The sequence below is a fragment of the Acinetobacter sp. YH12076 genome, from assembly GCF_013419525.1.
Lineage (GTDB): Bacteria > Pseudomonadota > Gammaproteobacteria > Pseudomonadales > Moraxellaceae > Acinetobacter > Acinetobacter amyesii.
This window is the reverse complement of the sequence record NZ_VOZY01000024.1, coordinates 1-16,316: the sequence shown is the minus strand read 5'-3', so window position 1 is coordinate 16,316 and position 16,316 is coordinate 1. Positions and strand designations below refer to the sequence as shown.

General features: G+C 41.0%; 11 protein-coding genes and 7 pseudogenes. 12 read left to right on the top strand and 6 right to left on the bottom strand.

What is annotated here, in order from left to right:
* Positions 1–200, top strand: a pseudogene (locus FTU22_RS15590) (IS5/IS1182 family transposase); the annotation flags it as partial.
* 54 nt (positions 201–254) lie between these two features.
* Positions 255–668, top strand: a pseudogene (locus tag FTU22_RS15585) (integrase core domain-containing protein); the annotation flags it as partial.
* 152 nt (positions 669–820) lie between these two features.
* On the opposite strand, the gene FTU22_RS15580 reads toward FTU22_RS15585, so the two are convergent.
* A complete protein-coding gene (locus tag FTU22_RS15580) occupies positions 821–1,993 on the bottom strand; it encodes a replication initiation protein (protein ID WP_127800989.1) in 1,173 nt (390 codons plus the stop codon).
* A gap of 856 nt (positions 1,994–2,849) precedes the next feature.
* Between FTU22_RS15580 and FTU22_RS15575 the strand changes: the two genes are divergently transcribed.
* The 7 genes and pseudogenes from FTU22_RS15575 to FTU22_RS15545 all read left to right on the top strand — a co-directional run.
* Positions 2,850–3,623, top strand: a complete 774-nt coding sequence (locus FTU22_RS15575; RefSeq protein ID WP_127800991.1) for a ParA family protein — start codon at positions 2,850–2,852, stop codon at positions 3,621–3,623.
* 13 nt (positions 3,624–3,636) lie between these two features.
* Positions 3,637–4,548, top strand: coding sequence for a ParB/RepB/Spo0J family partition protein (locus tag FTU22_RS15570; RefSeq protein ID WP_127800993.1), 912 nt, complete (start codon positions 3,637–3,639; stop codon positions 4,546–4,548).
* Between the two features lie 430 nt (positions 4,549–4,978).
* Complete coding sequence (locus tag FTU22_RS15565; protein ID WP_180009506.1) at positions 4,979–5,362, top strand: transposase; 384 nt, start codon at positions 4,979–4,981, stop codon at positions 5,360–5,362.
* Positions 5,359–5,694, top strand: coding sequence for an IS66 family insertion sequence element accessory protein TnpB (tnpB, locus tag FTU22_RS15560; RefSeq protein ID WP_159153866.1), 336 nt, complete (start codon positions 5,359–5,361; stop codon positions 5,692–5,694). Before FTU22_RS15565 ends, tnpB begins: the two co-directional genes overlap by 4 nt.
* A gap of 74 nt (positions 5,695–5,768) precedes the next feature.
* Positions 5,769–7,190 (top strand): annotated as a pseudogene (locus FTU22_RS15555) (IS66 family transposase); the annotation flags it as partial.
* Between the two features lie 575 nt (positions 7,191–7,765).
* On the top strand, positions 7,766–9,427 hold the full coding sequence (gene ltrA, locus FTU22_RS15550; RefSeq protein ID WP_127801007.1) for a group II intron reverse transcriptase/maturase: 1,662 nt from the start codon (positions 7,766–7,768) through the stop codon (positions 9,425–9,427).
* Positions 9,428–9,531: 104 nt separating this feature from the next.
* Positions 9,532–9,759: pseudogene (locus FTU22_RS15545) on the top strand (transposase domain-containing protein); the annotation flags it as partial.
* On the opposite strand, the gene FTU22_RS15540 reads toward FTU22_RS15545, so the two are convergent.
* Together FTU22_RS15540 and FTU22_RS15535 are read right to left on the bottom strand one after the other, a co-directional pair.
* Positions 9,746–9,934: a hypothetical protein gene (locus FTU22_RS15540; protein ID WP_159153752.1), complete on the bottom strand. Its 189-nt coding sequence runs from the start codon at positions 9,932–9,934 to the stop codon at positions 9,746–9,748. The pseudogene FTU22_RS15545 and the gene FTU22_RS15540 sit on opposite strands and share 14 nt — an antisense overlap.
* Positions 9,935–9,937: 3 nt before the next feature.
* A complete protein-coding gene (locus tag FTU22_RS15535) occupies positions 9,938–10,192 on the bottom strand; it encodes a helix-turn-helix domain-containing protein (protein WP_370530233.1) in 255 nt (84 codons plus the stop codon).
* A gap of 149 nt (positions 10,193–10,341) precedes the next feature.
* On the opposite strand from FTU22_RS15535, the pseudogene FTU22_RS16405 reads away from it, so the two are divergent.
* Positions 10,342–10,668: pseudogene (locus tag FTU22_RS16405) on the top strand (hypothetical protein); the annotation flags it as partial.
* Between the two features lie 61 nt (positions 10,669–10,729).
* Here FTU22_RS16405 and FTU22_RS15530 read toward each other — a convergent pair.
* The 3 genes and pseudogenes from FTU22_RS15530 to FTU22_RS15520 all read right to left on the bottom strand — a co-directional run.
* Positions 10,730–11,435, bottom strand: a pseudogene (locus tag FTU22_RS15530) (IS30 family transposase).
* A complete protein-coding gene (locus FTU22_RS15525) occupies positions 11,414–11,539 on the bottom strand; it encodes a transposase (RefSeq protein WP_373684012.1) in 126 nt (41 codons plus the stop codon). The pseudogene FTU22_RS15530 and the gene FTU22_RS15525 overlap by 22 nt, the downstream one beginning before the upstream one ends.
* A 127-nt stretch (positions 11,540–11,666) precedes the next feature.
* Positions 11,667–11,795, bottom strand: a pseudogene (locus FTU22_RS15520) (helix-turn-helix domain-containing protein); the annotation flags it as partial.
* A 441-nt stretch (positions 11,796–12,236) separates the two neighbouring features.
* Between FTU22_RS15520 and FTU22_RS15515 the strand changes: the two are divergent.
* Both FTU22_RS15515 and FTU22_RS15510 read left to right on the top strand, forming a co-directional pair.
* Complete coding sequence (locus FTU22_RS15515; RefSeq protein WP_004974297.1) at positions 12,237–13,460, top strand: efflux RND transporter periplasmic adaptor subunit; 1,224 nt, start codon at positions 12,237–12,239, stop codon at positions 13,458–13,460.
* 10 nt (positions 13,461–13,470) lie between these two features.
* The gene (locus FTU22_RS15510) at positions 13,471–16,209 is read left to right on the top strand and encodes an efflux RND transporter permease subunit (protein WP_257227438.1); all 2,739 of its coding nucleotides are present in this window, start codon (positions 13,471–13,473) and stop codon (positions 16,207–16,209) included.
* Positions 16,210–16,316: the final 107 nt, after the last annotated feature.

Here is a 16,316-nt window from a genome sequence, read left to right as displayed (position 1 = left end):
TAGGCAGGACATTATGGAAAAAATGGTCAGGCTATCATCGCCGCAGTTTGGTGGAAACCAAGATGCATTGCATCAAATTATTAGGCGATAAATTAATGGCAAGAAGCTTTCCTAGTCAGGTGAATGAAATTCATGCACGTGTAGCAGTCCTCAACAGATTTACGGAATTAGGTCGACCACTTACCCAAGTTACGCCTTAAATTTGGCTCAATTAGGGGCGCTTTGCATTTCAAATCTTTGTGCAACAAAGCCGATGGAAAGTATCTACACGGATGAATACAGATATGGTGCTCGATGCACTTGAGCAAGCATTGCACGATCGAGGCATGCCAAAGAATGTGATTCATCATTCCGATAGAGGTGTTCAATATCTTTCTATTCGCTATACCAATCGTTTAGAAGCTGCAAATTTACGAGCATCAGTCGGTACGACTGGTGATTCATACGATAATGCTTTGGCTGAAACAGTGAATGGCTTATACAAAACAGAGGTGATTGAGTATTTAAAAGCAGATTGGAAAGGTTTAGCGGATGTACAACTTGCGACACTCAACTGGGTAGATTGGTTCAATAAAGAGCGTGTACACAGTGCATTGGGTTACAAGTCGCCTTTTGAGTTTGAAGCAATGTACTATGATAAGATTAACCCGTTAGGTCAGGTGGCCTAACTTAAATAAAAAAGTCTCCGACAAACCCGGTACGGTTCAGTCTCAATTTTCACACTTCATGCAACAGAGTCGTTTTTATCCTAAGGTCCTTACCACTTGTATTCTTTACGAACATATATCAAAAAAAGTGTAGCAAGTTGCTACACTTTTCGCTAGATCAACTCTTTACCAAAAATATCATTCAGTCTTTCACGAATACTATGGACGAATTCCGGATTACTTTTAAGTTTATGCTTCATATTTCGTTTAAAGTCATTCAACCCCATACCAATTTCAGCAAAATCCATTTGGAATAAAGTGTCATTAATGACAATATTTGCTTGAGAGTCAGTGAGGCATCCTACTTTTTTAAACCACTTCTTGAACTGCTGATAATTTTCATCATTATTAAAAATATACCAAGAACGTACATTCATATCGAATTTAGCCCCTAATTCTTTTACGGATGCATTGTCTTCAAATGGAACATCAAGATAGATTTTTTCAATCACTGCAAATTCATCCAGTGCCTTATCAGCAATCCGATGATGCAGTTTAAAATTCACACCTACAATTGGACGGCCTTTCTTAACGGTTTCATACTCTAATTGTAGATCTGTATTTTCGTTAATTTCTGCCACTATTTTGTCTAATACATAGCGTCTAAAATCTACCCAGCGATCATATTTGGTTTCATTAATATCAATCAGTGCTTTCAAGTTTTCTAAAAGTAATGGCACTTCATAACTCTTTTGATTGGCGTACTTAAATTCATTTTTAATGAAATAAGTATAGAGACTCATACTGGCAACAGAATCTAGGGCAAAAAGATGTTTTAGCTGATAGGTAGTAAAATTACCCCCAGCCAGTTGAGTGAAATACGGCAACACCTCACTGGTAAAACGAATCTGAATCGCATTTTTAGAATCATCTTCCCATCTTAACTCACGGATAATGGGAACGACAGAATGTACTTTTTTAGTCTTTCTTTTACCATTATCAGCAGGCTCCTCAATAATAAAATGAGCTACCCGGGATGAAAGCTCTTTGTAGATCCGATCTATTGCAACATTAATTGAATTACGTTTATTTAATCCTAGTAAATCTGCCAAATCATCCTTATACAAATAAATATAAGTTTGTTCGGTAATTTCACCATCTACCCTATTTTTCTCACTATAATTCGCAACCGCCATTGCATATAGAAGTGCCTTATATTCATTGGCTGATAATTCGATTGGGCGAATTAAACGGTTACTGGTACTGACAACGCCATTATGGCGAATGTTGCCTATACAGTAAGGAATATAATTCGATTCTTCTTGCAATGGTTCAGATTCTGTCATAACCGTGATATTTATAATTTAACTTAGTTTTTATATACAAAAGTGGAAAAACTTTCAAGACTTTCACCACAAGATTCTAAAAGTGGAAAGTTTGTCATCAAAAAGAAGCATTTTAGCCGGTTTTCTGCATTTAAAGTGGAATTAATTATAATCTTTCCACCCTATGATGACAGACCTTCCACCTTTAGTCTCGAAATTACAGTTCAGAAGGCCTATTTTTACTTTTTTCATTCAGATCTAGTTAGGTTAAGTCAGATAAAAACCCTGATGTGACAAGGCTTCCACCTTTTTGTTAGATTTAAAAGGTATAACTGCACATATAATCATCAGGAAATATCCAATAAAAAAAGATTATCCACAGGTTAAGAAGATACAGTGACAATCTTTCCACCTTTAAAGCTTAGTTATGAGACTTTATTAACAGCTTAAATATTTGTTTTTGCAATTATTTTTAAATAAAAATAGCAGATATAAAAATAGCAGTGACAAACTTTCCACCCTAGTGACAGACCTTCCACTTTAGAGTGACAAACCTTCCACTTTAGAGTGACAGACCTTCCACTTTAGAGTGACAAACCTTCCACTTTAGAGTGACAAACCTTCCACTTTAGAGTGACAAACCTTCCACTTTTAAATCTATAAGCATTTGTTTTATATAATAAAAATATGATCCTAATTATTAATTAGCTAAATAACTAATTATTCTAATTTTTAATTAAGCTAGCTTAGTTAAAAATTTATTTTTTAAACTGTTTTACAGCTGAATAAATAGGATTTATAAATTTAAAAACTATAGTAAGATGAATGAAAGTTATTTATATTACTAAACATTCAAATAAGGAAGCATCTGACACGCATGTCTGCAAAAATTATTACTGTTGCTAACCATAAAGGCGGATGTGGCAAAACAACGACTGTTGTACACCTAGCCTCAGAACTTGCCAATCTGGGCAACAAAGTTTTAGTCATTGATTTAGATCCTCAAGCAAACGCAAGTTTACACATTGGGATCCAACATCCAAGCGAAATTGCTGTCACTACAGCAGAATTACTAGTGGGCGATATTTCGTTGTTGGCAGATGCATTACAAGAAGAAACGAACTTTGAAAAAGTATCATTAATTTATGGTTCCTTGAATTTAGGAAAAACTGAAGATCAACTAAAAGAAGAAGCTCCCCGTCCTTCAGAAGAGTTAAATATCAAGTTAAAACTATTAAAAGATCTATATGATTTTATATTGATTGACTGCCCACCTAGCCTTAAATTATTAACCAGCAATGCCCTGGCATCCTCAACACATGTCATTATCCCTATCGAATCAGGATCACAATATGGATTATATGGGGTAACAGATCTTTTAAATCATCTTGAAAAGATCAAACGTATTAATCCAGATTTAGAGCTTTTAGGCGCTTTACTAATTAAGCATGATGAACGTCAGAATGTCTGTAAGCTGATTCGGGATGAAGCCTTGAAACAAGTGGGTAAAATTTTAGAAACCACAATTCCTCAAAGTACTAAAGTCAATCAAGCAGCCATTCTGCAACAACCACTTTTGAAAGTAGAAAAAAATTCAAAAGTACGTAAGGCTTTTGAAAGCCTTGCCAATGAAATTGTATTGAAAATTTAAACCTGAGAGCATTATGGCAAGCACCAAAGAGCTTTTAGCTCAGAAACTGAAACAGAATACAGAAAAACATCAGCAAGCACAGAAAGACAATATTAAAGAGCTGAAAGAGTTTAGACGTAATGTCCCTATTGAGGATATCAGCCGAAGTCTAAACCAGCCGCGTAAAATATTTGAAGAATCACAGTTAAAAGAACTGGCGGATTCTATTAATGAAATCGGCCTTTTGCAGCCCATTACAGTGCGTAAACTGGATAATCTGAAATATGAACTGATTGCAGGCGAGCGACGCTTACGGGCACATCAGTTACTCGGAAAGTCTGTGATTGAAGCCATTATCATTGATGCAAATAATGTAGAAGCATCTTTGTTAACCCTGGCCGAGAATTTAAAGCGTCAGGATCTGACAGATTATGAGATTTTTATTGGCCTGAACTCACTTGATGAGAAATTAAAGAAAAACAAGCAACGTTTAGCCAATTCACTGGGTTTAAATCGCGAAGATATGTACAAGTATTTAGCATACGAAAAACTGCCGCAAGCAATTTTAAATGACCTTGATGTGGAACCAGGCTTGCTAGGCCGTACTGCTGCAACTGCATTCAAAAAATTTCTATCGGATCATCTTGAACAACTCTCTGAAGCCGAAGTGGCCTTACTCGGAGCTTGGGAAAAATTAAAAGACAAAAAACTCGAGCAAAGCAAAGTTACTACTTATGCTGAAAAACTATTGAGTCAGAATCCAGAAAAACTGACCACAACATCCGTGGTCAGAAAAATTGAATATGCCGGTAAGATTGCGGGGAATATCAAACTGAATCAAAAACAGCTTAAGGTTTCTCTGAATATCTCGGAAATTGACGAAGCCAGTCTCTTACAATTAGAAGATTTCTTAAAACAGCTGATTCAAAAAAGCGAAAAAGTGTAGCAAGTTGCTACACTTTCTTAGCACCCTGAAACTAATTACATCCTCATGCATTATTGAATTTTATTTTCTTAAGTATGCTTCTTTACATTTGGTCTTTGAGAGTACTGTTACTTCGGACTGAGATTAAATTCTGCCTTTCTTCTTGTGGAGTAGTTTTATATTTATCCGGAAATATTATATATGTCCATATAAGCACTCCCAGTTTTCAGGTTTTGTATCAAAATAATCAATTCTTATCAGATTTTTCGATAGGGAAGTATATATGCTGGTGGAACATAAATAATTTGGTGGTGTTTCAAAAGGTATGCTGCCGTTAAAAAAATACGTTATTAAGGTAAAAGAAAGTAAGCATCCAGCTAACACAGCCTTACCAAGCGATCCTATAAGCCTTAATTTAGTTCCCACCTAAAAACAAGTGGGGACTTAATCTATGAACATGGATATATATTCAGCAACACCTCCTGTTGCTAAAAAACGCAGAACATACAGCAAAGAATTCAAATTCAGTATTGTCAATGCCTGCAAAAATCCTAATACCTCGATCGCTTCGGTCGCACTGCAACATAGTATTAATGCCAACCTTGTCAGTCGTTGGATCAGGATCTTCAGGCATCATGAGGGTGCCGTGCAGGATCCTACTCATGTGAATCCAGCATTTATTGCTTTGCCTTACACTGCTGCAATCAGCCAACCTATTGATGAGAGGATCACGTTGTGTATCACCGTGCCTCATACGAATAATGATATTCAGCTAAAATGGCAAGTATCGAAAATATCTGCTTTAGCAGAATTACTCAAGGTACTTGCAACATGATCCGCATTGATGAAATCTGGCTTTCTACCCAACCTCTGGATATGCGTGCAGGTATGGATACGGTCATGGCGCAGATTATGAAAGCCTTTGGCTCAATCAAACCGCATTGCGCCTACCTGTTCTCTAATAAACGTGGCCATCGTATGAAAGTGTTGGTACATGATGGACTGGGCATCTGGCTGTGTGCCCGGCGGCTGGAACAGGGCAAATTTCACTGGGCTCAAGTTCACCAAGGTGAAACCGTGGCCCTCAGCCCGGAACAGTTACAGGCACTGATCCAAGGTTTGCCCTGGCAGCGCATTGGACGGCAGCAGGTGGTGACGATGCTTTAAAACAGGCTGTTCCATTCTGCTATTCTCCAAACGTTCTATTTCATTCTTCTCATGACCTCAGGCATACTGCGGTCATGAATACGCTGCCTGACTTAAGCCAACTGACCCATGAACAACTGCTGGAATTCACCAGGCAGTTGGCGATGCAGCATCAGTCTCTGGCACAATCAAATCAAGAATTAGAAAAATCAAACCAGCAATTAGATGCCAGAGTTCAACATCTTGAAGTCATCAATCAGCAATTAGATTCTAAAGTTCAACATCTTTCTATTCTCAATCAAAAATACGAGCATGAACTCGCACTATTTAAACAGCACAAATTCGGCAGTAAAAACGAACATCTCACTGCAAAACAAATCCACCTGTGGGATGAAGCGGTCGAAGAAGATATTGCAGCCGTTGATCTGGAACTGGAACGGCTGAATGCAGATAAAACCGATGCAGCGACACACAAAGCCAAAGCAAATAAACCTAAACGTCGACCACTGCCAGATCATCTACACACCATCCGTATTGAGCATGAACCTGCATCAACCCAATGTGCTTGTGGCTGCCAACTCCGTCGTATCGGCGAAGATGTCAGTGAAAAACTGCATTTCAGACCGGCACAGTTCTATAAGGAACAGCATGTACGTGGCAAATGGGTCTGTGATCAGTGCGACACCCTGACTCAGCAAGCGATGCCCGCCTATGTGATTGATAAAGGTATTGCCAGTCCTGAACTGCTCAGCCATGTGCTGGTATCGAAGTATGCCGATCATTTGCCGCTGTACCGTCAGCGCCTGATCTATCAGCGGGCGGGCATTGATCTGTCCAGATCCACGTTATCTGACTGGATTGGTCGCTGCGGTGTGGAACTGGAACCTCTGGCCAATGCCTTAAAACAGGTGGTGCTGCAACAGCGGGTGATCCATGCCGATGAAACGCCGGTCACCATCATGCGGATGGGTGAGAATGAGAAAAAACCGAAGAAAGGTTATGTCTGGGCCTATGCCACTACACAGTACAATCCAGTTCAAGCCGTGATCTATGACTTTCAGGATAGTCGTTCAGGTCAGCATGCTGAAGCGTTCCTGAAAGACTGGCAGGGCCATCTGGTCTGTGATGATTACAGCGGTTATAAAGCACGCTTTAAATCAGGTCAGGTCATTGAGGTGGGCTGCATGGCGCATGCGCGTCGTAAATTCCATGAACTGCATGTGACCAAAAAAAGTCAGGTCGCTGAACAGGCATTAGTGCTGATTCAGAAACTGTATGCCATAGAAGCAGAACTCAGGAAAAAGACCGATGGTACAGCAGAACAGCGCCGCGAATACCGACAACAGCATAGTCAACCGGTGATGCAACAACTGTATGAATGGCTCAACCAACATCAACTGACTGTGCCATCGAGTTCTCCAACCGCCAAGGCGATCAATTACACTCTGAAGCGTTGGCCAGCTTTAAGCCGCTATCTGGATGATGGCAATCTACCGATTTGCAATAACTGGGTGGAAGTGCGACACGAAGTCGCTTAATGAAGTTGTTCCCCCTGCGGGAACCACCCGTGTCACCGGGTGAATCTAGAAGGCTGAATAAAGAGCGCCTTCGACAATGTAACGAGGCACCGCAAGGTGCGGGGTATCAATCGTGAGAGACGTACCCTTCTGGCAGCCATAGCCGGACAAGGGCTAGATAATCGGTATGGTGAACACATGTGAATCTGCGTAACGATCGTTAAGTTGAACGAGCGGAAATGGCTGATACGCTCGAACCAAAACGGTAATGGAGGTGGGAATTGCGTCTTTCGACTACGCATTCGTGACCCATACGCCTCCCGGTCGATAGCAGGCACCTAAGCCGATGTACTTCAGTAAGCGGAACGTGGAAATCCCGTATTACTCCCATTGGGAAAGCAGTTTGCAAAAACTGCCCATGGTGATGCGGGCGAAGGAACGAGGAAAAAGCGAATGCCAGTCTGTAATGGGTTGGATAGAGGTTGAAACATTACCCCACGCGAAAGCGGGCTGACGTCCTTATGGTCTCTCATCACAAGAGAGTGTGTAGAACCCTTTTAATGGAGGGAGAGCAAATGAATGCAGCAGTATCAGCGTGTGCACCTTCCAGCACATCGTGGGACAGCATCGATTGGATTGCTGTACAGCGTCATGTCAGAGGGCTGCAAGCGCGTATTGTGAAGGCGGTACAAGACGGCAGGCATAACAAGGCGAAAGCTTTGCAATGGCTGCTGACTCACTCGTTTAGTGGCAAAGCATTGGCCGTCAAACGAGTGTCTGAAAACAAAGGCAAAAACACGGCTGGGGTCGACAAGGTGACTTGGAATACACCCAAGGCCAAGACCGGTGCGATGATGTCGTTGAAGAGGCGAGGTTACACGCCCCTTCCGCTTCGGAGAGTCCTTATTCCGAAGAAAAATGGCAAGATGAGACCTCTCGGGATACCCACGATGAAATGCCGGGCCATGCAGGCGCTCCATCTGCTGGCTTTGGAACCCATCGCGGAGACCATCGCTGATCGGAACTCTTATGGATTCAGACCACAACGCTCAACCGCGGATGCTGCAGCACAGTGCTTTGGTGTGCTGTCAAGAAAAGTAAGTGCGGAGTGGGTGCTAGAGGGTGACATTCAAGGCTGTTTCGACAATATCAGCCATGACTGGATGATCGCCAACCTCCCAATGGACAAGGTGATTCTACGGAAATGGCTCAAAGCCGGTTACGTCTACCAAAGCAAGCTGTTTCCCAGTCTTTCCGGAACACCGCAAGGAGGTATTATCTCCCCGGTGTTGGCCAACATGACCTTGGACGGACTGGAAACGATGCTGGCGAAGAGGTTCCCTAACGCCAAATGGACAGGCAAAAAGCTGCAACTGGTACGGTATGCGGATGATTTCATCATCACGGGGTATTCTAAAGAGTGGCTCGAAAATGAAGTTCGCCCTGCCGTGGTTGAATTTCTGGCGCAGCGCGGTCTCGTGCTCTCTCAGGAAAAGACCAAAATCACGCACATAGGGAACGGGTTCGATTTTCTTGGGTGGAACGTACGCAAGTACAATGGCAAGCTACTGATCAAGCCGTCAAAGGCAAACATCAGTGCTCATCTCGATAAGCTGCGAGCATTAATCAATGCAAACAAAGCGACACGACAGGCCACTTTGATCGGTTTGCTCAACCCTATTCTAAGGGGTTGGGCCAACTATCATAGTTATGTCGTTGCCAAGAAGGTTTTCAACCAGGTAGACAGCGCAGTGTGGGAAATGCTCTGGCGATGGGCGGTACGTCGCCACCCTCGCAAAACACTCCGATGGGTCAAAGATCGGTATTTCAAAGTACAAGGAGCGCGTCGATGGGTGTTCTCATGTGATGAACAGTCCGCCGATGGTCGGAAGCGACAATACACATTAGTGTCTGCCTCGGACACGCCAATTGTGCGACATATCAAGATCAAGGCTGCTGCTAACCCTCATGACCCCGCATGGGATGAGTACTTCGAATCCCGATGGGGTAAAAGAATGCTGGTCTCCGCAAAGGGGCGAGCCAAGCTGTATCGGGTGTGGCTAAAACAAGGTGGTCGCTGCTGCGCCTGTCTTAAACCAGTCACCAAAGATACACCATGGCACAGCCGTCATATTGTGAAGCTAAGTCATGGTGGAACGGATGCAGTTGCTAATCTTGAGATTTACCATCTGTATTGTCCGAGGAGTGTTCAGTTTGCCAATGTCAACGATGTATAACCGGGTGCCGAATGGCGCCTTAGCAGAGGCTTGAGCCGTGTGCTGGGAAACTCGCATGCACGGTTCTTAGGGGGTTGGACGTAGGTAACTGCGTCTGACTACCCGACAATCAAATGCGACCTTGGGCGTTGGGACGTAAGAACTGGCTGTTTGCAGGTTCGCTGCGCAGCGGCCAGCGAGCGGCGAATATCATGACTTTAATCCAGTCAGCAAAGCTGAATGGCTTGGATCCGTATGCTTATTTAAGTGATGTGCTGAAAAGGCTACCGACACACAAAGTGACCCAAATTGAAGAATTGCTGCCGCACTGCTGGAAACCTAAATCGAATTAAAAATTGGTATGGGATTCAGCGGACGCTTACGACTCAAATATCTCTTGCCGTAGATAAAATTATAGATTGAATCTTTGAGCGCATATTGAGCAACAACTTGTGGCGTATCACCTGTATCCAAAAAAATGTAGCAGCTCTTAATTTCTTCTTGCATGGACAGATTTTTAGAAGTCATCACTCATAGCCTCTGATTTATTATTAGCGCGTACCCGAATTTTTTTGGTAGCAAGTGTTTTCCAACTTCGTCATTTTGTGGGTTCGCAATATTAAGCAAACTATTTTCCAAGCCAAATACAACGAGAATGGAAATAAGATTTTTTAGGTTAGAGCTGGGTTTGCCGCTTTCAAGTCGTGAGATTGTCTTTTCATCCACATGCACACGGTTAGCCAATTCGCTAATCGTCATATTCCGGTTCATGCGTGCTGTTTTGATTTAGTATAAAATAAAGTTAGTAAATAAATCATATAATTCAGATACTTTTTTAGTAAATATAAAATCTATTTGATTCTATTTTGTTAAATTTGAGACTTTTATATTCTATTATTTTAACGCTAAAAATAATTTACCTGTGCAGAAAAAAAATGATGACACCATTGCTCATTGATGCATTAACAATATCTGAAGGTAGGTTTGAAAAACCATGCCCAGCTTTAGTTTTGAAAATGATGTTACTCAATGGGGAAATAAGCAGTGAGTTTTCAGAAAAAATTAAAAATCAAGCATTACTACTGCTCGCGATATCGTAAGTTACTGCTTGCTGTCGATAGGGATTTATGTAAGGTAATAAAAAGTCTAAAGGACAGTGTGAAAAGAAGACACTGGGGAAAATGGATAAAGCACAGGACAATATGGTGGTTGTAGACCAACTTCGGCTAAAGCGTTTAGATCCAGAAGAAATGATTTTATTTGGCGGATTCAAGCGGCAAGTGCAACAGTATAAAAACCAGCCATCACTTCACTCGGTGTATACTAACCTAGGGTTTTTCTAGGACGATGGTTGGGTGCAAATTCTATCTACTCTATTTGTTCCTTTGACACGTCATCAAACGATGATGATTTTGGCAGATATTGACGGATTAAACCATTCGTATTTTCATTTCTAGCTCGCTGAATAGACTTGTAAGGATCAGCAAAATACGTCTCTATGCCAGCATCAGTAATTCTTTTGTGTTCGGAAAATTCTTTGCCATTATCAAATGTCACACTATAAGCATGGCTCATTTGTAAACGATCTAATGCACAAGTAATCGTTTGAGAGGATGCTCTCGTTGGCCCTAAATGAACAATATGTACATACAGGCTCTTTCGATCAACGAGAGTCAATAAAGCACCTTTATGATGTTTACCAATCACCGTGTCACCTTCGAAATCTCCTAAACGTTGTCGTTGATCAAGGTACATCCAGCCAACCGCGTTGTGTTAAAGCACCTGAAATTTGTTCTGGTGACCAGTCCAAACCAATCAAATAATCAATATAAGCGAAGGCAAATGCTGTCATTGATGATGAAGGACGGTACCGTCTTTGACTTGCAAATTTAGCTGCCTGTTGAGCTCTATATCCACGTTGCCCAGTATTTCTTTTTAATTCACGGTAGATGGTTGATCGTGAAAGTCCTAACTCCCGAGCAAGGGTAGCGACTGAACTTTTACTTTTCAAATTTGCCAAGGACAAAATTCTTGAGGAATATCACGCCATGTGGCGCATGTACGCAGTTTCCATAAGATCGCTTCCATGATATTTCTACTATTCTTTGAACGGTAGCAATCATGTAATCGCATAGTATCTTGAATTTGCTGACAGATATCATCGGTAAGAAGAGTACGTGCCATTGAAAATATAGAAATAAAAATAAGTCAAAGGAAGATTTTAAGTATTTAAAACCAATTCTTCAAATGAGGACACGCCCTAATAATATTTATTAAGTCGATAATCGAGCTTTGCTCGACTAATACCCAACAAACGGGCCGCTTCAGACACATTGTGTTTGGCTTTTTGCATCGCGGTGATAATCAGTTGTTGTTCATGTTGTTCTAAAACCCCAACCTTGGCAAGGTCACCGAGATTTATTCCATTAAATGACCTTAATTATAAGTATATGATTTGATTACTGGTATATAGTTTTTGGTGGAGTAAAATTTTGATCAATTTAGATCATTTAATGTGGTTTTGGTCACTTCATTTTAGACATTTTAGTTTATAAAAGTCACCTATGTTTTGATGCTGATTTTCGTGAGAAATAACAACAATATATAGTTTAATATAATGATTATTAATAATTTATAAATCGACTACAACATGTAGTAGCGAAGATGCTCAAAATGCACTTACTACGTAACATCAGTTAAATAAAAGTCTCCCACAAACCCAATACGGTTCACTTGGGCCTATGCAGTCTGAAATAGGTTTATAAACTTAATCTGATCTTAAGAACTTAATGTTAGCTTTGTAGAGAAAATCTCTTGAAGGATGAAACGAGTGGATCAGCGAGTAGATGTACTAAATTTTAAAAAACTATTATATCTAATGAGCGTCTTGATCTTGATTAGCCTTGGGCTATGGTGGGGAAGTAAGCTGCTCTCGAATAAAAATATAGAGGCTAAAGTAGAGAGACAGGTTTCAGAGGCTGAGAGGAGTCCTGAAGTCTCAGAGCAACAAATCTTAATTTCTTCAAAACAAATTGAGCAAGTTGGGATCAAATTACACACATTAGGTGCTTCTTCTACTAACATACAAAAACAAATTATTTTACAAGGGCAAGTACAGTGGTCACCAGAAAGCAAAGTTGTACTGACTAGTCCTGTTTCAGGAATGGTGCAGCAAGTTTTGGTACAACCCTTGGCAGAAGTTACCCGGAATCATCATGTACTTGCTGTACATAGTCCAGATTTAATTCAGATTCAAAATGAAATATTGCAGCTTCGTGCTCAACAACAATTAGCCCAGCAAAATTTAACACGTGAACGTAGCTTATATGCTGAAGGCATTATTGCCGAGAAGCGTGTGCAAGAGGCACAGAATCAAGTACAGCGTCTTAATATTAACTTAGGTGCAAAACAGCGAATGCTGCAATTTATGGGAGGAGGGCAGGTAAATAGTCTAAATTCCATTGTCTATGTTAAAAGCCCAACAAGTGGTTATATAGAAAACTTACAGGTTTCTACAGGTCAGTATGTTGAGGCTGGTACAGTATTAGGTCAACTTGTAAACGCTGATTCACCGTTACAATTGTTATTACAAGCTAATTTAGCTGACAGTAAATATGTGCATATTGGGGATGTTGTTCAGGTTGAAGGTTGTGATATTACAGGGCATATACAAAATATCGCTCCAGCACTTGTAGGGAATACACAAACTCAAAATATCATCGTACAAATGGATACCAAACATAATTGTTTGCGGGTGCAACAATTTGTCAAAGTTCATGTTCAAAGTAAGCAGCCAACAGTAATTGCAGCATGGCCAGTACCAAGTACTGCCATAACCTCACAAGATGGTAAACACATTATTTTTGTTAAAAATCAGAAGGGGTTTGAAGCTGTAACGGTTGAAGTTCTATCAGCTGATCAGCAGCAAAGTTATATTACAGCTGAAAAATTAAAACCCAAAATGCAACTTGCTATCAGTGGTGTAGAGCGTCTCAAGGCGGTGTGGTCTGGCTTTGGTGCAGAGCAAGCACCTATTAGCACTACAGAACGTTGAGGTGAGACATATGTTAAAACGTCTTATCGCCTTTTCACTTAGTCAGCGCATTTTAATATTATTGCTCACATTGGCGATCAGTGTGGCAGGCTACATTGCTTTTACGAAACTACCAATTGATGCTTTTCCTGATGTGTCAAGTACGCAAGTACAAATTGTGATGAAATCGCCCGGCATGACGCCCGAAGAGGTGGAAAGCCGTATTGTTGTACCCATTGAACAAGAAATGTTGGGAATATCTCATCAGACAGTAATGCGTTCGCAATCTAAATACGCGATTGCGATTATCACATTAGACTTTGCTGAAGGCACTGACCCTTATTGGGCTAGACAACAGGTGAATGAACGTTTAAGTAATGTGATGTCTGCATTACCAAGTAGTACGTCAGGTGGAATTGCACCCATGACGACCCCATTAGGTGAATCTTTTATGTTTACCTTACATGGGCCACTCAGTGATATGGAAAAACGAACTCTACTTGATCGGGTGGTTCGTCCACAACTTCGTAAAATTGAAGGGGTCGCCGATGTTAACGCTTTGGGGGGACTTGTTCGTACATTTGAAGTGACCCCTAATTTAGAGGCCCTGGCGGCACGAGGCTTATCTTTAACACAGCTACAACAGGCAATCGAGCTAAATAATGCCAGTGATGGTGCTGGGCGGCTTAATGAAAATGGAGAGTCATTACTGATCCGAAGCGATAGCCGCGTCAGAAACCTTGAAGAGTTAGGCGATATTATTGTTTCTAGCCATCAAGGAACATTGGTGCGGGTTAAAGATGTTGCACAGGTACATACTGGAGCACTCACACGCTATGGTGCAGTGACTGAAAATGGCCAAGGTGAGGCTGTCCAAGGTATTGTATTAACTTTAAAAGGTGCGAATGCACGTCAAGTCGTTCAACATGTTCGTGAGCATTTGTCCGACATTGAAAAAACTCTGCCACAGGGTACAACGATTGAACCATTTTATGATCGTGGTGAGTTGGTAAACCGAGCCATTCATACCGTAAGTAAAACGTTATTAGAAGCTATTGTCTTAGTCTTGATTTTACTTTTATTGTTCTTAGGAAACCTAAGGTCTGCTTTAGTGGTTGCGGCAGTTTTACCATTATCTGCACTAAGTACTTTTTTGATGATGCACCATTTTGGTTTAAGTGCCAATTTAATGTCTTTAGGTGGTTTGACGATTGCGATTGGTTTATTAGTGGATGCTGCAGTTGTAGTGGTTGAAAATATTGAAATGCAACTTGCTGAAGCAAAAGAGTCACCGCAACGTTCTTTTTTACCGCCATTAAATATGATTTACCGCGCAGTGTCTGAGGTTGCAGTACCAGTCACAGCAGGCATGATCATTATTATGTTAGTGTTTATTCCATTGGTCACGCTTGAAGGATTGGAAGGGAAGCTCTTTTCACCTGTGGCTTTAACAATTGTATTTGCTTTATCAAGTTCACTAATTTTTTCTTTGACAGTGATTCCTGTACTGTGTTCATTCTTTCTAAAACCGAAAGCACATCACACACCCTTTTTAGTAGCTAAATTAGAAACTGGTTACCGAAAACTTTTGAATCTGAGTTTAGCCCATCCTAAACAGATTTATGTCTTAGCAGGTGGTACCTTACTTCTGGCTGCATTGATTTTCCCATTCATTGGAAAGTCATTTATGCCAACCATGGATGAGGGAGATACTATTTTACAGTTAGAAAAAATCCCTTCGATTAGCTTACAAAACTCAATTGCATTAGATCTGGATATTCAAAAACGTATTTTGGAACAAGTGCCTGAAGTTGAAAGAATTGTGGCACGTACAGGTTCTGATGAATTGGGATTAGACCCTATGGGGTTAAATGAAACAGATAGTTTCATTGTGCTAAAACCACAAACGCAATGGCAAGTCAAAAATAAAGAGCAAATTTTAGAAAAAATTCGTCTTGTACTTCAAGATGTTCCTGGCGTGAACTTAACATTTAGTCAACCCATAGAGATGCGCACTTCAGAAATGTTGTCTGGAGTACGAGGAGATTTGGCTGTCAAAATTTTTGGAAGTGATTTAGACCAGCTTAATGATTTATCAAAGCAAATTGCAATAGTTCTACAAGGCATTGAAGGCAATGAAGATGTCATGACACTCGAAAATTCGGGAGTACAGTATCAAGAGCTGCGAATCCATCGTGATATGGCTATACGAAATCAATTGGACAGTCAAAATGTTCAAGCCCAACTCAAGATGCTCGTGGAAGGCAAAGAAATAGGTTCCATTATTGAACAGGGGCGCCCTGTTCCATTAATGATGAAAGGGGATCCACGTTTGGGAGAGTCGAGTTTTGAATTTTCCAATATTGCCTTGCCAATTGAGAATGCAGCTGCAGTGCCATTGTTATCTTTAGCAGAAGTGGTTAAGACTGAGGGTGTCGTAAAAATTGATCGTGAAAATGCATCACGAATGTCAGTGGTACGTGCCAACGTACGTGATCGTGATTTAGTTAGTTTTGTAGATGAAGCAAAACAATTGGTTGCAGAGAAAGTCAAGTTACCAACCGGCTACTCACTCAAATGGGGGGGGCAATTTGAAAACCAACAACGTGCGGCTGCTCGCTTAATGCTTGTTGTACCTGCTGCATTAACAATGATCTTCTTTTTACTATTTACGACTTTGGGTTCGGTGCGTCAAGCCGTATTGGTTTTCGTCAATATTCCCTTTGCGTTAGTCGGTGGAGTATTTGCATTGGCACTGTTGCAAAGTTAGCGATGAGGCAGCCTTTTGTCTTATTCAAAGGCCTTACATTTCAAAAACTCTGCTTACCAGGCGCATTTCGCCCAGGGGATCACCATAATAAAATGCTGAGGCCTGGC